Source organism: Kribbella sp. VKM Ac-2568, from assembly GCF_004345365.1.
GTDB classification, from domain to species: domain Bacteria; phylum Actinomycetota; class Actinomycetes; order Propionibacteriales; family Kribbellaceae; genus Kribbella; species Kribbella orskensis.
Window position 1 is genome coordinate 21,499 of record NZ_SLVF01000020.1, and the last position, 14,530, is coordinate 36,028.

Consider the following 14,530-nt stretch of genomic DNA (forward strand, 5'->3'; position numbering starts at 1 on the left):
TCTCCAACGAGATTAGAGCTCTTCGCCGGTCCGCGACAGCGTGGCCCACCCGCCGGACACGAATGCGCCACCCGATCTCTCGGAGTGTGAGACTCACCGGACTGAGCATGATCGGGAGCGATCGGTCAGTAGTCGGTTGGAGCCGCGGTGGGGGACCGCGCGCTCCGGTAGCAGGAGGAGAACAGATGTCATTGGATCGCCATTACATCCGCAGCGTAGAGCTCTCGACCATCCGCACCCGCTATCCCCGGACGGTCGGTCGGAACGCTCGTCTCGGGAGCCATGGTAGTGGCGGCGACTCCGACATCGTGGTCATCCGTACCGACACCGGCAGGGTCGGCTGGGGACTGGTCGCCGGTCCCGTCCCGGCCGAACAGGTGACCGGACGGTCGGTGGCCGACCTGATCGATCCCGGCAGCGGCGTACGTCACGAAGCGCTGCGAGGTCTGGACTTTGCGTTGCATGACCTGGTCGGCCAGATCGAGGACCTACCCGTCCACACGTTGCTCGGGGGACACGGTCGGAGCACTGTCCCGTGCTACGACGGAGCGATCTACTTCGCCGATCTCGATCCGGACGACGGCCCGCGCGGAGTGCCCGCCGTACTGGCCGACTGTGCCGCCGACGACGCGGCCGGGTACCGGGCGTTCAAGCTGAAGATAGGTCGCGGCAACCGGTGGATGGACCGCGCCGCCGGCGGCGCCAGGGACATCGAGGTGACCAGGGCGGTCCGGAGGGCCTATCCAGAGCACCGGATCCTCGTGGACGCCAACGACGGCTATGACTGCGCCGGGTTCATCGAGTACCTACGGGCGGTCACCGACTGCGGGCTCTACTGGGTGGAGGAGCCGTTCCTCGACGACGCGGCCGACCTCGCCCGGCTGCGGAGTCACCTGCGCGACGCCGGGTCGGCGACGCTGATCGCCGAGGGGGAGAGCGATCCTGAGGTGGAGACCTTGCTGAAGATCGCCGGCCGCGGAGACATCGACGTCCTACTGATGGACGTGGTCTCGTTCGGGCTGACGAGTTGGCGCTCGGTCATGCCGAGGATCGCCGAGCTCGGCGCCCACGCGTCACCGCATGCCTGGGGCCTGCCCCTCAAGACTCTGTACGCGGCTCAGCTCGCCGCCGGACTGGGCCACGTGGACACAGTCGAGGGCGTTCCCGGTGAGACGATCGGTGTGGACACCAGCGGATACCTCTGGCGGGACGGCGAGCTGACCGTCCCCGACCGCCCGGGCTTCGGCCTGCCGCTCACCTAGTGCCCTGAGTCCGCACGGGGGTGGCAGGAGTAACCAGGCGGCTGACCAGGGCCTCCACAGGTGAAACGGGTCGTCCGGGGCTGCAGAGTGGTAGCAAGCGCAACTCCTCGAGAAACGGAAACCCAGATGGCCACGATCCATGTCAAAGAAACGACCACCTCGACGCCTGAGCAGTTCATCGCCGGGCTCACCGACTTCGGCCCGGGCCGCTCGAAGATCTTCGGCAACAGCGCGGACAAGTACCTCAAAGTGCACGACCAGAGTCCCGGTCACGCCGACGTCACCGAGGGCTCGGGCGGCATCTGGGAACGCCTGGACTACGACTGGACCGACCCGAACCACATCGTTCTCACCACCACCGACTCCAACATCTGGGGCGGCAGGTCGGGCCACACCTACACCTTGACGCCGCGACCCGACGGCCGGACCGACATCGACGCGGTCGTCGTCCGCGAAGGCAAGAACGCGAAGGGGCGCCTGCTGGGGGCCGTGGTCGGGCTCGCCGGCAGCCGCGTGCTGGGAAAGGCGTTCGGAAACACCGTCAGGGCCATCGAAGCCCGCAACAACGGAGCCACGCCGCCCGATCCCGCCTAGCCGCCCGAGCCGCGCCAGGCGGTGACCATCTGCTTGCCCCAGGCCCCTTCCTCGATCCTTGGCGGACCGGGAACAGGGCAGATTTGTGACAGCGCGTCGAACCGATGCCGTCACATGGACCGACGTCACAAGAGAGGTGGCTGTCCTGTCTTTCTCCGTAGCAACCGCCTAACGGAAGGAAGCACCAGTGACCACGCACATCCTCGAGGCCGCGGCGCAAGAAATCGCCGACGCGACCTCACAGTATTACCCGGTCACCGACGCGGGCCAGGACACCGACAGCTACCGCGAGTTCGCCGACGGCCCGTACCTCACTGCCAAGGGCATGGCTTCATGATGCTCAACCCCGTCCGCGAGACCGCCGCGACCACCGGCGCGATGGTGCAGGCGGTCCACGCCCTTCGCAAGGCACTCGGCACCAACTGATCCCCACCACAGCAGAAAGCAGGAACCTATGACTGAGCAGAAGCCCGTCGTTGTCCTCGTGCACGGGGCGTTCGCGGAGTCCGCGAGCTGGAACGGCGTCATCGAGCAGTTGCAGGCGAAGTCGATCGAGGCCGTCGCGGTCGCCAACCCGTTGCGCAGCGTCGCCGGTGACGCGGCCTATGTGCGCGACGTGATCGCGGGGATCGGCCGGCCTGTCGTGCTGGTCGGGCACTCCTACGGAGGCATTGTGATCACCGAGGCGGCCGCGGCCAACGAGTTGGTGGTCGGTCTCGTGTACGTCGACGCGTTCGCGCCCGAGCAGGGCGAGAGCGCCCTGGAGTTGTCGGGCAAGTTCCCCGGTAGCACTCTGGGCGAGGCCCTCGCCGCCTACCCGGTGTCCACCGGCGGCAACGAGTTCGTCATCAGGCCGGAGGCGTTCCACCACCAGTTCGCCGCCGATGTCTCCGCCGAACAGGCCGCACTGATGGCCGCCACGCAGCGACCGGTCACGGAAGCCGCACTCACCGACGGGCTCCCTACCGCCAGGCCGGCCTGGAAGAACCTCCCGTCGTGGTTCGTGATCAGCGACCAGGATTTGAACATCCCGTTCGCCGCTCACCGGTTCTTCGCCGAACGCGCCGGCTCCCGGGGCACCCGAGAGGTGGCGGGCGGCTCGCACGCGTTGAGCGTGTCACAGCCCGGTCCTGTCGCCGCATCCATCCTCGACGCCGTCGAGGCTGTCTCCAAGTGACCAACAGGGAGGGGGAGCACCATGAGCAAACGCCTTGAACCGCTGATGCACGTCACCACAGAGATCCTCGATGTGGCGTACTACGAGGTCGGTCCCGCCGGCGGACCTCCGGTGCTCCTCCTCCATGGATTCCCCTACGACATCCACAGCTATGTCGAGGTGGCTCCCCGACTGGCCGATTCCGGCTACCGGGTGATCGTCCCGTACCTGCGGGGACACGGGCCGACTCGGTTCCTCGATCCGGAGACGCCGAGATCCGGGCAGCAGGCCGCGCTCGGGAAGGACGTGGTCGACCTGCTGGATGCTCTCGGCATTCCCGCGGCGGTGCTGGCCGGCTACGACTGGGGTGGCCGGGCCGCCTGCGTAGCCGCCGCGCTCTGGCCCGACCGCGTCACCGGGCTGGTCTCAGTGAACAGCTACCTGATCCAGGACATCAGTACCGCGATGAATCCGATCCGCCCGGAGCTGGAGGCCGGCTTCTGGTACTTCTTCTACTTCCTCACCGATCGTGGTCACGCCGGCCTGACCGCGAACCGGCGGGAGATCGCCGAGGTGATCTGGCGACGCAACTCACCTCAGTGGGCCTTCGAGGACGCCGACCTGGACCTGGCGGCGGAGGCCTTCGCGAACCCTGACTACGTCGACGTCGTGATCCACTCCTACCGTCACCGCCTAGGACATGCCGCCGGTTCGGCCGCCTACGCGGAGCATGAACGCGTACTCGCCACCGCGCCCGCGATCGTGGTCCCGGCTGTGACGCTGGACGGCTCGGCCGATGGCAACTTTCCCGCCACCGACGGCAGTTCCAGCGCCGCACACTTCGTCGGTCCGCGGGCCCACCATCAGGTGCCGAACGCCGGTCACAACCTTCCTCGTGAAGCACCTGCCGCATTCGTGCGGGCTGTCGCCGAGGTGTTCGAGCTGGCTGTCACAGGTCGTGGGGCTGTCCTGTCTTAGCTGCTGACCGGACGGCAACTCGTGCCCCGGATGTGAGGAAGGTTTGCAATGAAGATCGTGGTTATCGGCGGTACCGGCCTGATCGGATCGAAGCTCGTGACGAAGCTCGGCGAGCACGGTCATGAGGCGGTAGCGGCGTCGCCGAACAGAGGAGTCAACACCATCACGGGTGAAGGGCTTGCGGACGCTCTCGCCGGGGCCTCCGTGGTGATCGATGTCTCGAACTCACCGAACTGGGAGGACGCCGCGGTACTGGAGTTCTTCGAGACCTCCACCCGCAACCTGCTCGCCGCGGAGTCCGAGGCGGGAGTCGGCCACCACGTCGCGCTGTCGGTCGTCGGCACCGAGCAGCTCCTCGAGAGCGGATACTTCCGGGCGAAGCTCGCACAGGAGAAGCTGATCGAGAGCTCCTCGATCCCTTACTCGATCGTGCGCGCCACTCAGTTCTTCGAGTTCGTGGCGAGCATCGCGGACGCCGCCACCCAGGACGGCGAGGTCCATCTGGCCCACGTGTTCTTCCAGCCCATCGCCGGCGAAGAGGTCGCCCAGGCCGTCGGCCGGGTCGCGGTCGCCGCGCCGCTGAACGGCCAGGTCGAGGTCGCGGGTCCGGACCGCTTCCGGATGGACGAGTTCTTCCGGCAGGTGCTTGCTGCCGGCAACGACAGCCGCGCGGTCGTGACCGACCCCGACGCCATGTACTACGGAATCTCACCCGCTGAGAGTGCCCTCGTCCCGGACGGCGACGCGATCCTCGGTGAGATCAGCTACACCACCTGGTCGGGCCGCGCGGCCGCGGACTCGTAGACCACTCGCTCGCCTCGCCATCCCACCCCGACTCGCCCTGGAGGTAAGCCATGCCCGAAACCGAACCGGTCGCTGCCGAGCAGCCGCCGAGATCAACCGCCTGGCAGACGGCGCTGACCGTGCTGCAGGAGGTGGAGCCGCCCACCGTCACGCCTGGATCCCACGCGATGACCGTGGTCATCGAGTACCCGCCGGGCGACCCGGGTGCGCCGCCCCACCGGCACCCCGGCGGTCCGGCCTTCGGCTACGTGGTCGAAGGCGAGATGTTGTTCGAGCTCGAAGGCGAGGCCCCGCGGGTCGTTCGGGCCGGCGAGGCGTTCTGGGAACCAGGTGGCGACCTCATTCACTACCAGGACGGGAACAACCGCGATGACACCAAGCTGCGCTTCACGGTGACGATGCTGTGTCAGCCGGACCAGCCGATGCTCGTGCTGGTGGACGACGAAGAGCTTGCCCAGCGCAAGGACCGCCGCGTACCCCGGCCCGCCTGACCAGTACCCGGACCAGACGGGAGTTCTGTCGTGACCGCAGCGGCGATGGTTGCCGAGTTCGACGATGTCGCGGGCTGGACCGCCGACGCCGTCGAGGAGCTCGGCGTCCGGTACGCGATACCGGCCGCCTGTCGTGGCAGCGCGAGCCCGGCTGCGCTGGCCTGGCTGGCCGAGGCCTGCGAGCTGTCGGCCGGGACCAGGTTGCTGGACGTCGGTGCGGGTGCCGGCGGTCCGGCGGCCTGGGCGGCCGAGCGGTTCGGAGTACGGCCCGTTCTGCTGGAGCCGATGCAGGCCGCGGGCCGGGCCGCCGCACGGCTCTTCGGACTGCCGGTCATCGCCGCCGACGGAGCACGGATTCCGTTGCGGACGGGCTCTGTCGATGCCGCCTGGTGCCTGGGTGTCCTGTGCACTGTCAAGGACAAGGCCGCGCTGCTCGGCGAGATCCATCGAGTGCTGACCCCTGGCGCCTCGCTGGGCCTCCTGGTGGTCGTTGCCGGAAGCCCCCAGAGTCTTCCGGGTCCTGAGGGCAACCACTTCCCGACCCAGGACGAGCTCGCCGGGCTCCTCGACCGTACTGGTTTCACGCTGCTCGAGCAGACCGGCCGCCCGGATGCCGCTCCGTTGTCCTGGTCACGGCGAGTGGAACAGGTCAACGCGGTCATCGCCGCGAGACATCAGTCGGCGCGCGCCTACACACTGGCCGCCCGCCAAGGCGAGCGCCTCAGCCGCCTGCTCGCCACCGGACAAGTCTCGATGCAGCTGATCCACGCGGTCAGCCGCCCAGCACCTAATACGTCCTTCGACAGCGGAGACGGCACTAGCGCCGGCCCGATCTTCGAGTACGTCGAACCCGAACTTCGCAGCTGACGGCGGTGGATCGCAGTACTCGGCGAGAATTGCGACCGCACGCTGATCCGTCGGAAAATCGCACCGGAAAGACGTCACAACCGGGAGGGTTGTCTGGTCTTAGCTGGCACTACCTAGAGAACAGAGGACATCGTGCGGACGACCCTGGTGGCCGGCGGACGGGCGAGAACCGCCCACCATGGCTGAGACGCGGCCTGCCGTCGAGTCGCTCGTGGAGTTGCTCGACGAACGGCAGCACCTGCTCGAGATCGGGTTGTGGATCTTCGACTCTGCCACCACGGCCGACCGGATAGTCCAGGAGACCTATCGCCGCTGGTACGCCCTCGACGACGACGAGCGCGCCCTCGCCGTACCGCGAGCTTGGCTCACCAGGACGGCAGGATCGGTGTGCCTCGAGCTGCTCGGTTCCCTCAGTGCCGTGGAATCTCCGGTGGTGACCGCGCCCGCGGTGCAGTCGGAGCGTGCCAGCCTGGTTCACTCCCCGCTACTCGCTCAGGTGGCGCAGGTGGATACCGGGCTGGAGGACGGTCGTCGCCATCTACGGAGATCCACCCAGGCGATGCTCAGGAGGCATGCCCGGGTCGTGCAGCGGTTCGCCGCGGCATGCGAGCGGGGAGACACCGCGACGTTGGAGACGATCCTGGCCGCTGACGCCATCGTGGTCAGCGATGGTGGCGGCAAGGTGCGAGCTCCGCTGAGTCCGGTGCAGGGAGCAAGTGAGGCCGCCCGGTTCGTCTCAGCTCTGCTGACCGGTCCGCAGAGCCTTGCTCTGGCCGTCGAGCCCGTCAACGGCCGGATGGGCCTGGCGCTGCGTCGGGCGGGCCAGGCGATCGCCGTGGTCAGCCTGACCGTCGTTGGGCACGAGGTCACTGCTGTGTGGGTCGTACTGAACCCGGACAAGCTGAGCAGCTGGCATCGCCCGTGATCAGAAACGGGCGCAGCGGAAGACGAGCGCCCGGTACCTGGTCATCCGACTCTCCCGGCGGCGATGACCTGGCCGACGGAGGCTCCAGGGACTGACCAGGGTGTCGCACTGGTGCGAGGCCGCGGTGAAGGCGACAAGCTTGTGCTCGACAGCGACCCGACCAGGAGGCAATCAATGAGCACCGCCGAAGCCAGCACAGCTTCTACCAATGACCCGACCGCCGGCACCGTCGACCTGAAGCTCGAGGCCATCGTCATCCCGGTGACGGATGTCGACCGGGCGAAGACGTTCTACGGCAACCTCGGCTGGAGGCTCGACGCCGACTTCGCTTTCGACAACGGCTTCCGGGTCGTCCAGTACACCTCGCCGGGCTCGCCGGCCTCGGTCCAGTTCGGTTCGAACATCACCTCGGCCACGCCCGGTTCGGCCCAGGGCCTCTACCTCGTCGTCTCCGACATCGAGGCCGCGCGCGAGGACCTCGTCGCCCACGGTGCCGCTGTCAGTGAGGTGTTCCACCCCGAGTCGCCGGGCGCTCAGTTCCAGGCGGACGGCACCGGTCGTGGCAGCGGCCGGGCGGACGACCAGGCCAGCTACGGTTCCTTCGCCACGTTCAGCGACCCGGACGGCAACACGTGGCTGCTGCAGGAGATCACGACCCGGCTCCCCGGCCGCATCGACACCGGCGTGACGTCGTACGCCTCGGAGAAGGACCTCATGGACGCGTTGCTCCGTGCGGCGCTGGCCCACGGCGAGCACGAGAAGCTCACCGGAGAGCCCGACGAGCAGTGGCCGGCGTGGTACGCCGCCTACATGGTCGCCGAGCAGGCGGGCACAGAACTGCCGACCTGATCACGTACGGCTGTCCCAGCGACCGCGCGCGGGAATACACTCGGGGGCGTGCCGTGGGTGCCTGATCTGTTCAGCGCGCGGGCGCTGGAGCGACTGCTGGAGAAGCGGCGCCGCGCCGAGCTGGTGGCTGTCCCCTTCTTCGACGGATTGCTGTCCGGTGAGCTCGACGCGTTGCTGGATTCGTTCGCCGGTGAGCCCTTGCTGCTTCATCCCGTCCGGGGCCGGATCCAGGGCAGGCAGGCGTTCGAGGCGTACGTCGCGGAGATGAACGTGTGGTTCGCGGAACACGAGGTCTCGGTCGAGGACGGCGGCCATGTCGTCCTCGAAACGCGTGGCTTCGAGGAAGTGGTCCTGCACATCGACGGCGGAGCGGTGGCTCTGCCGCTCGCGATCGTCGCGGACCATCCGCACGACGGCCGGCTGACCGAGCTGCGGATCTACTACAGCTCGTGGCCGGTCACCGGCCGCCACGCCGTCCGTCCGCCGCTGCTGCAGGCCGACTCGACCGTGCACCCTTCAGGCGTCATCGCCGACTATCAGAGCGCCCTCGCGGCCGGTGATGTGGACGCGATCGTCTCCACCTTCGAAGCTGACGGCTACGCTCGGGAACCCGCGGGCGATCCTTATCGACACTCGGGCACGCGCGACCTCCGCGCGTTCTACGAGCAGCTGTTCTCCAACGGCGGCGGCATTCCGCTCGAGCACTGCGCGGTGGTCGACGACGGCCACACGTGCGCGCTGGAGTACAACGTCACCCGGTGGGGCAAGACCGACCTGCCACCCCAGGCCGGCGTCGCGGTCTACGCACGAGGATCGAGCGGCAAGCTCGCCGCAGCCCGCATCTACGACGACGTCGACCCACCGTTGTAGCTTGAGGGCGGCGCCGGGCTCAGGTGAGTTGCTGGCCTCCGTCGATGTCGAAGGTGGCGCCGGTGACGGCCGTGTTGGCCATCAGGTGGACGGCGAGGTTGGCGATGTCCTCGGGGCCGACGACCCGTCCGATCGGGAGCGTCTTCCGGAGTTCCTCGAGGCGCGCGTCGAGCTCGTCGCCGAGGATCGTGGCAGACAGTGGCGTGTCGACGAACCCGGCCGCGATCAGGTTGACCCGGATCGGCGCCAGTTCGAGCGCGAGGTTCCTCGTCATGGCCGGCGTCGCGGCGGTCAGCGCGCCGATGACCGACATACCCGGCGCCGTACTGCGGCCGCCTGTGCCGCCCATGAAGAGCAGGGTCCCACCTGGGCGCACCCTGCCGATGGCGTTCCGGGCGATCGCCAGGGGGAGCAGGAGATGCGACTCGACATCGTCGCGAACCCGGTCGAGCTCCATCTCCGCCAGCGGCGCGTAGTACGGGCCGGGTCCTGTCACCAGCACGTGGTCGATCGGCGTGGGGAGCTCGCCGAAGAAGGCACTGAGCTGGTCGAAGTCGGTCGCGTCGAAAGCAGCGGTATCGGCTCCCAGCTCACGACCTGCTTGCGCCAGGCGGTCCGGGTTGCGCGCGGTGATGATCACCGCGGCGCCCTCCTCGCGAGCGCGCCGGGCAGTCTCCAGCCCGATGCCCAGGCTGCCCCCGATCACCACCACCGTCTGGCCGAGCAGTTCGGGTGGCCGACCGGTGTTCCGACGTGCCGACGCCTCCGTCATCGTTCCCTCCATTCATTGGTGTGTCCAGGAGCTCGACTCCTCTGCTCCCACCATCGTGCGTCAGATGGGCCATCGCGCCTGTGACCGCCCGGGTCAGCTCCCTGGCCCGCGGGTTCCGGCCGACCGGAGTCTCTCGGCCAGCACGCGACAGCGCTCCCCGAGCTCCGGAGGGTCGAGTGCCTCGAAGTCGTGCCCCAGTAGGAGCACGTGCAGGAGGACGAAGTCAAGGCTGCCGGCGCCGCTGACCACCTCGCAGCGGTCGTCCCCTCGCCGTCGTACGACGGCCGCCGACGCCGGTATCTGCGCGCGCACCGCATCGGCCGACGCGTGCACGAGGAAGCGCGCCTGGTGCGGATAGACCCGGCTCGCCACGCTCTCCTGCACGTACGCCGCCGCATCGGGCGCCGGCCGCGGGCGGAAGTGCCAGGTCCGTGCCGACACCTCGGTCATCCGGTCGACGCGGAAGCTGCGCCAGTCGTCGCGATCGAGGTCGTAGGCGAGGAGGTACCACCGCCGGTCGGAGGCCACCAGGCGGTAGGGCTCGACCCGCCGCCGTCGCACCTCGCTCCCGGACGGGTAGTCGAAGCCGGCCTCGACCTCGTCGCGGCAGGCTCTGGCCAGCGTCATGAGCACATCGGGGTCGACCGGCGTACGGCCTCCGCCGAAGGACTCCACCGAGCCGGAAAGCGCGCGCACCTCGGGCCGTAGCCGGGTGGGCAGCACCCGGTCGAGCTTGGTCAGCGCCCGTACTGCGGCGTCGCCGGCGTTGGCGACCGCGCCACCCGCCCCAGCGAGCAGCGAGACCGCGACCGCGATCGCCTCCTCGTCGTCGAGCAGCAGCGGCGGCAGGTCCTGCCCCGGGCCGAGTTGGTAGCCGCCGCCGACCCCCTGGCTGGCGTGCACCGGGTAGCCGAGAATGCGCAGCCGCTCGACATCACGCCGTACCGTGCGCGGCGTGACCCCGAGTCGGTCGGCGAGTTCGGGGCCGGTCCACACCTGGCGTTGCTGCAGCAGCCCGAGCAGGGTGAGCACCCGCTCCGTCGTACCGAGCTCGTCACCGTTTGCGGTGTCCATGTCACCCACCTTGCCAGAGATAGCGGACCGATCCTGTCCGCTTGGGATGTCAGGGTGTGTCCATGGATGCAGACGAGATCGACTGGAACCGGACACTGCGCGAGCAGTGGGAGCACCACTGGAACCACCAGCTTCGAGACCGGCTCGACGGCCTCACCGACGACGAGTATTTCTGGTCGCCGGTGCCGGACGCTTGGAGCGTGCGGCCGCGCGGTACGTCGGCGGCGCCCGTACAGGTCGGGGCCGGGGACTTCACGATGGACTACGCGATCCCGGAACCGGTCCCGGCGGCCTTCACCACGATTGCCTGGCGACTCGGTCACGTCATCGTGGGCGTGCTCGCCGCGCGCAACGCGTCGCACTTCGGCGCACCGGCGGCGTCGTACGACACTTGGGAGTACGCCGGTACCGCGGCCGGCGCGCTCGACCAGCTCGAGGCGCAGGTCGACGTGTGGATGGCCGGGGTACTCGCCCTCGATGAGGCCGAGCTCCGGGTTCCGGTCGGCGCGAAAGAGCCCTACCCCGAGGCGCCGATGGCCGACCTGGTGCTGCACATCCACCGCGAACTGATCCACCACCTGTCGGAGGTCTGCCTGCTGCGGGACCTCTACCTGCACACTACGAACGGAGCAACTCGATGAGCCGCAAGATCCAGGTCACCTTCGACGCCCGCGACCCGCGGACGCTGTCGACCTTCTGGCGCGACGTGCTGGGCTACGTCCATCCAGGACCGCCCGGAGTCGACGTGCCTGAGGGCGCGGACCCGCTGGCCGCGTGGGACGAGTTCCTCGAACGGGTCGGCGTACCGGAGGACCAGCGCAACACGAGATCGGCCGTCGAGGACCCGGACGGGGACGGTCCGCGGCTGTTCTTCCAGCAGGTGCCGGAGGACAAGGTCGCCAAGAACCGCGTCCACCTCGACGTCCGTGCGGCTCCCGGACTGCAGGGGGAGGAGCGGATGGCGGCGCTCGAAGCTGAGTGCGACCGGCTCGTCGGACTGGGAGCGAAGCGGGTGAGTCGCAGCGAGCCCGAGCCTCCCCTGAGCCTCGGCTTCATCGTGATGACCGACCCCGAGGGCAACGAGTTCTGCCTGGACTGACGCGGCCGGGCTGTCGTCGCGGGGAACTGGTCGTACTGGTCAGCTGAAGCGGACGCGGAGACGGCGGAAACCGCGGCCCTTGCTCTCCATCTTGACGATCTCCATCCGGCCGATCATGGCGGTGGAGGCCACGTGGGTGCCGCCGTCGGCCTGGGTGTCCAGGCCGACGATGTCGACGATGCGGACGACCTCGATGTCGGGCGGCAGCAGGTTCGTGGCGGTGCGGATGATGTCCGGGATGGCGAAGGCTTCTTCGCGCGGCAGCGTGTCCACGGTGATCCTGCGGTCCTCGCGGATCTCCTGGTTGACGGCCTCGGCGACGCGGTCCCTGAAGTCGGGCGGGACCTCGGCCAGGTCGAAGTCCATCCGGGCGGTCAGCGGTTCCATGTTCCCGCCGGTCACCAGTGCGCCGAAGTCGCGGAAGACCACCCCGGTCAGGACGTGGAGACCAGAGTGGGTCCGCATGAGATTCGTCCGGCGTTCGTCGTCGAGCGCGCCACGGACGGCGGTCCCGGCCGGCGGTACGGGATCGGCCTGATGCGGTACCAGGTAGAGGTCGTCGCCCTTGGTCGTCCCGACGATGCGGGTCCGCACTCCGCCCCAGAGCAGGACGCCCTCGTCCGGCGGCTGGCCGCCTCCACCGGGATAGAAGGCGGATCGGTCGAGCACGATGCCGCGATCGGGGTCGACGGCAACGACCACCGCGTCCCAGTCCCTGATCGAGGCGTCCTCGAGATCCAGCCGATGGGTGTGTCCGTGGCGATTCGGCGCGGTACTCATAGTCCTGCCGAATCTAGCAAGGACTCAGTACCCGTAGCCGCCTCCGGTGTTGGCCGGTGGGGCCTCGGTGGTGGTGGGCGCGGCTGCGGAGGTTGTTGCGGCGTGCCAGGTGAACGTGGTGCCGCCGAAGCTGTCCTGGGCGTTCTGGCCGTCGTGCTGGCCCGGTCCGGTGTCGAGCTTGAACGTGTAGAGCGGCTTACCTTGGAAGGCCAGTTGGTCCTGGCCGTTGTCCGGACGGTGCACGGTGGACAGACCTGCGACTGCTCCGCCGGCCGCACCATCCCCGGAGGCCGGGAACCAGAAGCCCAGGCAGGCTGCTGTGCACTTGATCGATCCGGCGGTGTCCTGATCGGTGAAATACAGCGTCTTGCCTGCGCTGTCCACCAGGGCCATGCCCACTCCGTCGACGTTCTTCACCGCAACAGACCCGGTACTGCCTGCGCCGCCCGCCGCGGCGCCTGTGCCACCGGCGCTCGTCCCGGCGTCGTTGCCGCCGCCGCAGCCCGCCAGGGCCATGGCGGCAGCCAGCGCGCCGACGGCCACGATCGCCCGGCGTTGTCCGGATCGCGATGACATCAATTTCATCTCGGGGTTCCTCATCACCAGTTCGGCCGTCCAGTTGCGGCCTTTGCTCTGGTGAGTACGCCGGCGGCGTCGCGGCGGTTCAATCGATACAACGATTGAACCGTTGGCGGCTGATCTGCGTATGTCCTGAGTGTGGAGCAAGCGCCCGACAAGGAGTCGATCGTCCGCGCCCTGTACGACAGGTACCGTCGGCCGCTGTTCGGTTACGTCCTGCGTTCGGTGGGCGGGGACTACCAGTACGCCGAGGACATCGTCCAGGAGACCATGATGCGAGCCTGGCGGGATCCGGCCCTCGTCGAGCCCGAGCGGGCCGGGCCCTGGTTGTTCACCGTGGCGCGCAATCTGGTCATCTCGGGACATCGCCGACGGACGGCACGGGTGAGCGAGGTCCCGATCGCCGAGCACGAGATCGAGGCCACCGATGACGAGATCGGGCATGTCATGCAGGCATGGCAGGTGATGGAGGTCCTGCACGGACTGAGCCACGACCACCGCGAGGTGATCATCGAACTGTTCTACCGCCGGCGGACCGTCGCGGAGGCCGCCAAGGTGCTGGGGATACCTCCGGGGACCGTGAAATCCCGGAGTTACTACGCGCTGCACGCCTTGCGCGCGGCGCTGGAGGAGCGAGGAGTGACGGGCTCATGACGTGTCCGGATACCGTCGCGATCGGCGCCTATGTACTCGGTGCGCTGGACCCCGCCGAGCGGCTCGAGCTGGAGCGGCACCTCCCTGACTGTCCGACCTGCCTCGACGCGCTCCTCCGCTTCGCCAACCTACCGGGCCTCCTGAATACGCTGACACTGGAAGAGGCCATCTCGACAGCGGCCGATCACGACCTCGCTGAGAGCCTCGCTCTCGGCCAGGAACACAACCTGCTGACGGCGGCCTCGCTGGACGATGCACGATCGCCTGCTCTTGCTCAGGTGCCTGCCTCAGCCGACGCTCCGGTTATCGGCAGGTCCGCCGGCAGGCCGCGGCGGACAATCCCTCGCAGACGTGCGCTGGTCGCTACTGCGGCCGCCATCTGCTTGGGGCTCACGGGCGTCGTGATCGGTCGCCAGACGGTCACTCAGCCGGCGCCGCAAGCGCAGACGAGCGTCAACTGGTCGGCCACGGACGGCGTCGGCGGACTCGACACCACCGCACGCCTCAGCAACCAGTCGTGGGGCACAGGCATCCAGCTGCAGATGAAGGACCTCAACCCCGGAGAGCTCTGCAAGCTCGTCGTGCACGCCCGCAGCGGGGCGTTGGAGACGACCGGCTGGTGGACGACCAACTACCTCGACCAGGCCGAGGTGCCGGCCAGCACTTCCATCGCCCTGCCGGACATCGACCGCATCGACGTCGTCACCGCGGCAGGCAGAGTCCTCACCTCGCTCTCACCGTCGACACGGTAGGCAACACGGTAGACGGCCGGCGAG

Annotated in this window: 19 protein-coding genes; 15 read left to right on the forward strand and 4 right to left on the reverse strand. The window is 68.6% G+C overall.

All coding sequences use genetic code 11. The annotated features are described in order from the left end of the window. The first annotated feature begins 185 nt into the window (after positions 1 to 185). The 11 genes from EV648_RS39225 to EV648_RS39275 all read left to right on the forward strand — a co-directional run bounded on the left by EV648_RS39225 (position 186) and on the right by EV648_RS39275 (position 8,796). Positions 186 to 1,262, forward strand: a complete 1,077-nt coding sequence (locus EV648_RS39225; protein WP_132301021.1) for a mandelate racemase/muconate lactonizing enzyme family protein — start codon at positions 186 to 188, stop codon at positions 1,260 to 1,262. 126 nt (positions 1,263 to 1,388) lie between these two features. Next, positions 1,389 to 1,856 carry a hypothetical protein gene (locus EV648_RS39230; RefSeq protein WP_132301023.1) on the forward strand — a complete coding sequence of 156 codons (468 nt, stop codon included), beginning with the start codon at positions 1,389 to 1,391 and terminating at the stop codon, positions 1,854 to 1,856. Between the two features lie 187 nt (positions 1,857 to 2,043). After that, a complete protein-coding gene (locus EV648_RS43545; RefSeq protein ID WP_199235072.1) occupies positions 2,044 to 2,193 on the forward strand; it encodes a hypothetical protein in 150 nt (49 codons plus the stop codon). Positions 2,194 to 2,310: 117 nt separating this feature from the next. Next, a complete protein-coding gene (locus EV648_RS39240) occupies positions 2,311 to 3,033 on the forward strand; it encodes an alpha/beta fold hydrolase (RefSeq protein ID WP_132301025.1) in 723 nt (240 codons plus the stop codon). A gap of 21 nt (positions 3,034 to 3,054) precedes the next feature. Further along, on the forward strand, positions 3,055 to 3,990 hold the full coding sequence (locus EV648_RS39245) for an alpha/beta fold hydrolase (protein ID WP_132301027.1): 936 nt from the start codon (positions 3,055 to 3,057) through the stop codon (positions 3,988 to 3,990). A 48-nt stretch (positions 3,991 to 4,038) separates the two neighbouring features. Beyond that, entirely contained in the window at positions 4,039 to 4,794 is a 756-nt protein-coding gene (locus EV648_RS39250; RefSeq protein WP_132301029.1) for an SDR family oxidoreductase, read from the forward strand. A gap of 50 nt (positions 4,795 to 4,844) precedes the next feature. Then, positions 4,845 to 5,285: a cupin domain-containing protein gene (locus EV648_RS39255; protein WP_132301031.1), complete on the forward strand. Its 441-nt coding sequence runs from the start codon at positions 4,845 to 4,847 to the stop codon at positions 5,283 to 5,285. Positions 5,286 to 5,315: 30 nt separating this feature from the next. After that, positions 5,316 to 6,152: a class I SAM-dependent methyltransferase gene (locus EV648_RS39260; protein WP_132301033.1), complete on the forward strand. Its 837-nt coding sequence runs from the start codon at positions 5,316 to 5,318 to the stop codon at positions 6,150 to 6,152. 178 nt (positions 6,153 to 6,330) lie between these two features. Beyond that, on the forward strand, positions 6,331 to 7,077 hold the full coding sequence (locus EV648_RS39265; RefSeq protein WP_132301035.1) for a hypothetical protein: 747 nt from the start codon (positions 6,331 to 6,333) through the stop codon (positions 7,075 to 7,077). Between the two features lie 174 nt (positions 7,078 to 7,251). Then, positions 7,252 to 7,926, forward strand: coding sequence for a VOC family protein (locus tag EV648_RS39270; protein WP_132301037.1), 675 nt, complete (start codon positions 7,252 to 7,254; stop codon positions 7,924 to 7,926). A gap of 48 nt (positions 7,927 to 7,974) precedes the next feature. Further along, a complete protein-coding gene (locus tag EV648_RS39275; protein ID WP_132301039.1) occupies positions 7,975 to 8,796 on the forward strand; it encodes a nuclear transport factor 2 family protein in 822 nt (273 codons plus the stop codon). 19 nt (positions 8,797 to 8,815) lie between these two features. Here the strand turns inward: EV648_RS39275 and EV648_RS39280 are convergent, their stop codons facing one another. Together EV648_RS39280 and EV648_RS39285 are read right to left on the reverse strand one after the other, a co-directional pair. Then, a complete protein-coding gene (locus EV648_RS39280; RefSeq protein WP_132301041.1) occupies positions 8,816 to 9,568 on the reverse strand; it encodes an SDR family oxidoreductase in 753 nt (250 codons plus the stop codon). A 93-nt stretch (positions 9,569 to 9,661) separates the two neighbouring features. Continuing rightward, positions 9,662 to 10,642 (reverse strand): YafY family protein, encoded by a 981-nt coding sequence (locus EV648_RS39285; protein WP_132301043.1) that lies wholly within the window; start codon positions 10,640 to 10,642, stop codon positions 9,662 to 9,664. A gap of 62 nt (positions 10,643 to 10,704) precedes the next feature. Here EV648_RS39285 and EV648_RS39290 point away from each other — a divergent pair, with 62 nt between their 5' ends. Together EV648_RS39290 and EV648_RS39295 are read left to right on the forward strand one after the other, a co-directional pair. Continuing rightward, entirely contained in the window at positions 10,705 to 11,283 is a 579-nt protein-coding gene (locus EV648_RS39290) for a DinB family protein (protein ID WP_132301045.1), read from the forward strand. Beyond that, complete coding sequence (locus EV648_RS39295; RefSeq protein WP_132301047.1) at positions 11,280 to 11,741, forward strand: VOC family protein; 462 nt, start codon at positions 11,280 to 11,282, stop codon at positions 11,739 to 11,741. Before EV648_RS39290 ends, EV648_RS39295 begins: the two co-directional genes overlap by 4 nt. A 39-nt stretch (positions 11,742 to 11,780) precedes the next feature. Here the strand turns inward: EV648_RS39295 and EV648_RS39300 are convergent, their stop codons facing one another. Beyond that, positions 11,781 to 12,521 carry an alanyl-tRNA editing protein gene (locus tag EV648_RS39300; protein ID WP_132301049.1) on the reverse strand — a complete coding sequence of 247 codons (741 nt, stop codon included), beginning with the start codon at positions 12,519 to 12,521 and terminating at the stop codon, positions 11,781 to 11,783. A 24-nt stretch (positions 12,522 to 12,545) separates the two neighbouring features. After that, on the reverse strand, positions 12,546 to 13,097 hold the full coding sequence (locus EV648_RS39305) for a hypothetical protein (RefSeq protein ID WP_158294192.1): 552 nt from the start codon (positions 13,095 to 13,097) through the stop codon (positions 12,546 to 12,548). A gap of 141 nt (positions 13,098 to 13,238) precedes the next feature. On the opposite strand from EV648_RS39305, the gene EV648_RS39310 reads away from it, so the two are divergent. Then, positions 13,239 to 13,754, forward strand: a complete 516-nt coding sequence (locus EV648_RS39310) for a sigma-70 family RNA polymerase sigma factor (protein WP_132301053.1) — start codon at positions 13,239 to 13,241, stop codon at positions 13,752 to 13,754. Then, positions 13,751 to 14,506, forward strand: a complete 756-nt coding sequence (locus tag EV648_RS39315) for a zf-HC2 domain-containing protein (RefSeq protein WP_132301055.1) — start codon at positions 13,751 to 13,753, stop codon at positions 14,504 to 14,506. Before EV648_RS39310 ends, EV648_RS39315 begins: the two co-directional genes overlap by 4 nt. Positions 14,507 to 14,530 lie beyond the last annotated feature (24 nt).

Coding starts and splice junctions, on each gene's coding strand:
- EV648_RS39225 (WP_132301021.1), top strand. CDS start 186: ATGTCATTGGATCGCCATTACATCCGCAGCGTAGAGCTCTCGACCATC.
- EV648_RS39230 (WP_132301023.1), top strand. CDS start 1,389: ATGGCCACGATCCATGTCAAAGAAACGACCACCTCGACGCCTGAGCAG.
- EV648_RS39240 (WP_132301025.1), top strand. CDS start 2,311: ATGACTGAGCAGAAGCCCGTCGTTGTCCTCGTGCACGGGGCGTTCGCG.
- EV648_RS39245 (WP_132301027.1), top strand. CDS start 3,055: ATGAGCAAACGCCTTGAACCGCTGATGCACGTCACCACAGAGATCCTC.
- EV648_RS39250 (WP_132301029.1), top strand. CDS start 4,039: ATGAAGATCGTGGTTATCGGCGGTACCGGCCTGATCGGATCGAAGCTC.
- EV648_RS39255 (WP_132301031.1), top strand. CDS start 4,845: ATGCCCGAAACCGAACCGGTCGCTGCCGAGCAGCCGCCGAGATCAACC.
- EV648_RS39265 (WP_132301035.1), top strand. CDS start 6,331: ATGGCTGAGACGCGGCCTGCCGTCGAGTCGCTCGTGGAGTTGCTCGAC.
- EV648_RS39270 (WP_132301037.1), top strand. CDS start 7,252: ATGAGCACCGCCGAAGCCAGCACAGCTTCTACCAATGACCCGACCGCC.
- EV648_RS39280 (WP_132301041.1), bottom strand. CDS start 9,568: ATGACGGAGGCGTCGGCACGTCGGAACACCGGTCGGCCACCCGAACTG.
- EV648_RS39285 (WP_132301043.1), bottom strand. CDS start 10,642: ATGGACACCGCAAACGGTGACGAGCTCGGTACGACGGAGCGGGTGCTC.
- EV648_RS39290 (WP_132301045.1), top strand. CDS start 10,705: ATGGATGCAGACGAGATCGACTGGAACCGGACACTGCGCGAGCAGTGG.
- EV648_RS39295 (WP_132301047.1), top strand. CDS start 11,280: ATGAGCCGCAAGATCCAGGTCACCTTCGACGCCCGCGACCCGCGGACG.
- EV648_RS39300 (WP_132301049.1), bottom strand. CDS start 12,521: ATGAGTACCGCGCCGAATCGCCACGGACACACCCATCGGCTGGATCTC.
- EV648_RS39305 (WP_158294192.1), bottom strand. CDS start 13,097: ATGTCATCGCGATCCGGACAACGCCGGGCGATCGTGGCCGTCGGCGCG.
- EV648_RS39315 (WP_132301055.1), top strand. CDS start 13,751: ATGACGTGTCCGGATACCGTCGCGATCGGCGCCTATGTACTCGGTGCG.